8 protein-coding genes and 1 pseudogene are annotated in these 3,442 nt (G+C 36.3%); all 9 read right to left on the reverse strand.

Features of this window, described 5'->3' with window-relative positions:
- Nucleotides 1–383 (reverse strand): hypothetical protein (locus C3Z13_RS11445; RefSeq protein ID WP_146256901.1); only part of this gene is annotated, 383 nt, incomplete at its 3' end.
- Nucleotides 376–549 carry a hypothetical protein gene (locus C3Z13_RS11785; RefSeq protein ID WP_181022065.1) on the reverse strand — a complete coding sequence of 58 codons (174 nt, stop codon included), beginning with the start codon at nucleotides 547–549 and terminating at the stop codon, nucleotides 376–378. The genes C3Z13_RS11785 and C3Z13_RS11445, both read right to left, overlap by 8 nt.
- A gap of 56 nt (nucleotides 550–605) precedes the next feature.
- The gene (locus tag C3Z13_RS11450; RefSeq protein WP_103855992.1) at nucleotides 606–800 is read right to left on the reverse strand and encodes a hypothetical protein; all 195 of its coding nucleotides are present in this window, start codon (nucleotides 798–800) and stop codon (nucleotides 606–608) included.
- Nucleotides 793–1,029 carry a hypothetical protein gene (locus C3Z13_RS11455; RefSeq protein WP_103855993.1) on the reverse strand — a complete coding sequence of 79 codons (237 nt, stop codon included), beginning with the start codon at nucleotides 1,027–1,029 and terminating at the stop codon, nucleotides 793–795. The genes C3Z13_RS11450 and C3Z13_RS11455 overlap by 8 nt, the downstream gene beginning before the upstream one ends.
- Nucleotides 1,030–1,088: 59 nt before the next feature.
- Nucleotides 1,089–1,244 carry a host cell division inhibitor Icd-like protein gene (locus tag C3Z13_RS11550; RefSeq protein ID WP_146256902.1) on the reverse strand — a complete coding sequence of 52 codons (156 nt, stop codon included), beginning with the start codon at nucleotides 1,242–1,244 and terminating at the stop codon, nucleotides 1,089–1,091.
- Nucleotides 1,245–1,319: 75 nt separating this feature from the next.
- Nucleotides 1,320–1,475: pseudogene (locus C3Z13_RS13070) on the reverse strand (host cell division inhibitor Icd-like protein); the annotation flags it as partial.
- A gap of 349 nt (nucleotides 1,476–1,824) precedes the next feature.
- Nucleotides 1,825–2,607 carry an antA/AntB antirepressor family protein gene (locus tag C3Z13_RS11465; protein ID WP_103855995.1) on the reverse strand — a complete coding sequence of 261 codons (783 nt, stop codon included), beginning with the start codon at nucleotides 2,605–2,607 and terminating at the stop codon, nucleotides 1,825–1,827.
- The gene (locus C3Z13_RS11470) at nucleotides 2,607–2,813 is read right to left on the reverse strand and encodes a helix-turn-helix transcriptional regulator (RefSeq protein ID WP_039135572.1); all 207 of its coding nucleotides are present in this window, start codon (nucleotides 2,811–2,813) and stop codon (nucleotides 2,607–2,609) included. Before C3Z13_RS11470 ends, C3Z13_RS11465 begins: the two co-directional genes overlap by 1 nt.
- A 157-nt stretch (nucleotides 2,814–2,970) precedes the next feature.
- The gene (locus tag C3Z13_RS11475) at nucleotides 2,971–3,360 is read right to left on the reverse strand and encodes a hypothetical protein (RefSeq protein ID WP_103855996.1); all 390 of its coding nucleotides are present in this window, start codon (nucleotides 3,358–3,360) and stop codon (nucleotides 2,971–2,973) included.
- Nucleotides 3,361–3,442: the final 82 nt, after the last annotated feature.

Raw genomic sequence — 3,442 nt, forward strand, 5'->3', positions numbered from 1 at the left:
TTTTCTAATTGTGTGAGAACTTTTGTTACCATTTGTTGAAGTTGCCCAGCCAAAAAGCCACAAATCACTGAATTAAGTAAATGTTCGGCAATTTCTTCATTACTGAATAATTTCATCAATTCCTTGTAATCTTTTGTTGGTGCTTTAGGGGCAAGTTCAAGCAATCTTTGAGAAATGACATTCGCTTCTTTGGCAAATTGTATTGATGAAAGCGGATCAATCTCGGCAATCCCAGCCAACACATTAGCCAATTCATCAAAAGCAACGGCCAAATAAGGAAATTCAGGGTTATTTGTGCCATTGATAAAATTACCGTTGTGAATGCCTATTGCTTGTAATTCGGTTTCATTCAATTTATCAAAATTGACTTCATCATTATTCATTGCTTCCCCCTTTCTTAACTTTTAATCCTTTTGTTGCGCTGCTTTTGATAGATTTCAACGCATCTACCGCCCCTTTTAAATGCCCGTTATGTAGATAGTTTTTGGCAAAGCCAAGATAAAGCTCGGCATCTTTAATCGCTTTGACTAACTGCTCCCAGTTTGGCAAGATTTCAGGTTCAAAGGTTTAATTTTGTTCTGCGTGAACGTATTGCTTTGGCCATTCTATACCTCCCCTAAATGCGCTAAACCTTGATCCATTAATACCAGCGCACCACGCAAAGCGGTTTGCATATCAATGACATTCACTTGTTCTTCATTTGCATTAGCTGCCATTAAAACAATGGTATAGGCTTCCCATAAGCGGGATTGTGCTTGCAAATAGTGTTGTTCTTGTGTGGTTTTAGTTGGTTTAGTCATTGTTCACCCCCAATTTTTCTTTAATAAAATTCAGACGGTGATTTAATGAATTAATATGGTTATAAAGTGCTGTATTAATACCTTTTAACGCTTCTTCTAACTCACAATAGTCAAACTTGTCTAAATCTGAATAGTGAGCTAATGCGTGAATAAGTGTTGCTGGTTGATGAAGATTTTCAATATCACGCTCTAAAAGCCCTAGTTGAAAGGCTAAATCTTTGTTATCCATTCTGCACCTCCGCCATAGCTGAAGTGAGTACGATAGGGGATAAAGTGCGGTCGTTTTTGCTAAGTTTTAACGTTAATGCAACCGGCAAAAATAAGAACGAATTGCTTAGCTAATTTTGCTCTTGCTTGCATTTCAGTTTCAGCAAAAATGCGGATTTTATAAATTTTGTTGGTTAAGTCTGTGCGACGGATTGCCGCAAAAATGAAGAGTTTCATTGCGTTTGCTCCACAAGTAAATAGTTTTCGTGAAGTTACCGCGAAAGTTCTCAGGCTTGGGCGGTAACGTGTTACGGGCTGAGAAACTGCGACTTGTGGAACACAGCAAAGGGCGAAACCTTTCCCATAACACGCTACCATAGAAGAACACGCCATTTTTAGGCGTTCTTTGGGTGTGTTTGTGCTACGCATAAAAAAACACGCATTAATAGGCGTGCATTTATCCGCCACAAGTTTATTGTTCGAGTTCTCAGGCTCGGCACTGTTTGAAAGTGCGGTGTTAAAATACGATAAATTTGCCTCGGTTGTAAAGAATTTTGGTTATGAATTATTTTCACGTTTGATAAAATCATTTTGAATTAAATTCATAGAATATCCTTTGGGTTTAGTTCATTCGTTTTTTTATTAACTATTGATATTGTAGGTTGCAATATGCCAAGTCCGTTTCTGCGTATCTTGTTCATAGTGATGCCCAGTTAAATAACATTGCTGCAATGTATCCAATAGCAAATAAATAAGACGTATTAGTAAAATCCTTTAATAGCGGGGCTACTGGTTTCAGTAGCCTTTGCTATATCTGCTATTCAACCAAACCAAAATTGGTTCGGTTCATTCGCTGTAACAATGCTTCAAGGTTCGCTTTGCGTTGTTTAAACGGCATATCTAATACAAGTAACGTGGTATTTGTCTGCTGCAGTAATTTGAGCAAATTAAGTTGATTTGTCGTAAAGCTATCCCGCACATTTGCCACGCCAGTTCTTTCTTTCCAGTGGTGGACGTTTTCGCCTAAAAGCAAGCTATCTAGCATTACTTGTTCATTGCTGAAGTGATACGGCTTTGACTCTTTGCCTTGGCGTTGGTAGTAATCTTTGATGGCGTCTGTCATTGCTCGATTGTGGTCAATCGTGGCAAGCCTTGCTTTGGTTCGCTCTAAGGTGTTGCGGTGTAGGTGAGGGGCAACCTGCGCAAATTGCTTTTCTGCTTCGATAAAGTGCTGGCGGATTGCGTGGCCCACTTCGTTTTTTTCCAATAAGCAAAGGTGTTTCGCCATATCAAAAGTGATGATGTAATCAATCAACTTTTGCGGGCGTGCTTTTGATGATTGTTTATTTATATTCTCTATTTCGGGCGTAAATTGTTCACTATTTGCGCTCCCCCGTTTTGGGGAACTCAAATTTTCAACAATAATAAAATCACTGTCTTTAATAAATGAACATTCTTCAATACGGTTTTTTATCCACGTTGAAAAATCTCGCCCAATTTGCAAAGCTTTATGCAAATTACGCGCATTTACGCCATTTATTTCCTTGTGGTGGAATTTGTGCGTTATTGGCTCTAAAAGTAATTTCAATGCGTTATTCATTATTGCCCCCTTGTCGCTTTCTGTTCTTCAATCCAAGCATTCACTTCCTCTAAATCCCAGCGGATAAAGTTTTGTGAAAAGCGGATAGGTTGGGGGAATTGATTTGCTTTGACTAGTTCATTTAATTTTGTGCGGCCAAAGCCAACAACGGCAGTAACTTCTTTGCCTGAAATCAATTTTTTAGATTGGGTTTGTGATTGGTTCATAAAAAATACCTCTCGTTTGTTGAACTATTTGTAGGGTTCGTAACGTTACGAGGGGTATTAGAAAGGAATTTAGAAGTTTTGAAAAATCAATAAGTTACTTATAATAATAAAAAAGCAGATTATCATAGTGAATAAGCTGCTTTTGATCATTCTATTCTTACTTCTTAGGCTGGAAAGGTCTAATCCAACGAATTATTGTTTGTATAGTTTGTGATAATTCTAATTTATCTTTTAATTGATAAGCCATATTTTCTTGCGTTATAGCGGGATCTTTTTTCCATATATCTATCGCATATTCTTCAGCTTTAACTTGTTCAGGCTTTTTGGATTTTTTAGATTTTCCTTTTATTATTCTATCCGCTTTAGGCGTTACATTTGAATAAGCGTATAGTTCATTTATTTTTGTTTTCAAAAATGTTTTTACTATTAAAAATAGTCTATTATTTCTAACATCAATATTTGAACGGGCAGAAATTTCATTTTTCAATTCATTATCATCAAGCAAGATAAATTTAAGATCATTCAGCATAAAGTCATTTTTTTGCACTCAATGAATCAACAAAATATTTCTAAAAATCTAATAATTGAAAGATATTATCTTTTATATTCTTATTATTTAATTGATTATA

This window comes from Avibacterium endocarditidis, from assembly GCF_002921145.1.
GTDB lineage: Bacteria > Pseudomonadota > Gammaproteobacteria > Enterobacterales > Pasteurellaceae > Avibacterium > Avibacterium endocarditidis.

What these genes read in the sequence shown, in the direction of transcription:
- C3Z13_RS11470 (WP_039135572.1), bottom strand. Translation starts at nt 2,813, where the DNA reads ATGAACCAATCACAAACCCAATCTAAAAAATTGATTTCAGGCAAAGAA.
- C3Z13_RS11450 (WP_103855992.1), bottom strand. Translation starts at nt 800, where the DNA reads ATGACTAAACCAACTAAAACCACACAAGAACAACACTATTTGCAAGCA.
- C3Z13_RS11465 (WP_103855995.1), bottom strand. Translation starts at nt 2,607, where the DNA reads ATGAATAACGCATTGAAATTACTTTTAGAGCCAATAACGCACAAATTC.
- C3Z13_RS11550 (WP_146256902.1), bottom strand. Translation starts at nt 1,244, where the DNA reads ATGAAACTCTTCATTTTTGCGGCAATCCGTCGCACAGACTTAACCAAC.
- C3Z13_RS11455 (WP_103855993.1), bottom strand. Translation starts at nt 1,029, where the DNA reads ATGGATAACAAAGATTTAGCCTTTCAACTAGGGCTTTTAGAGCGTGAT.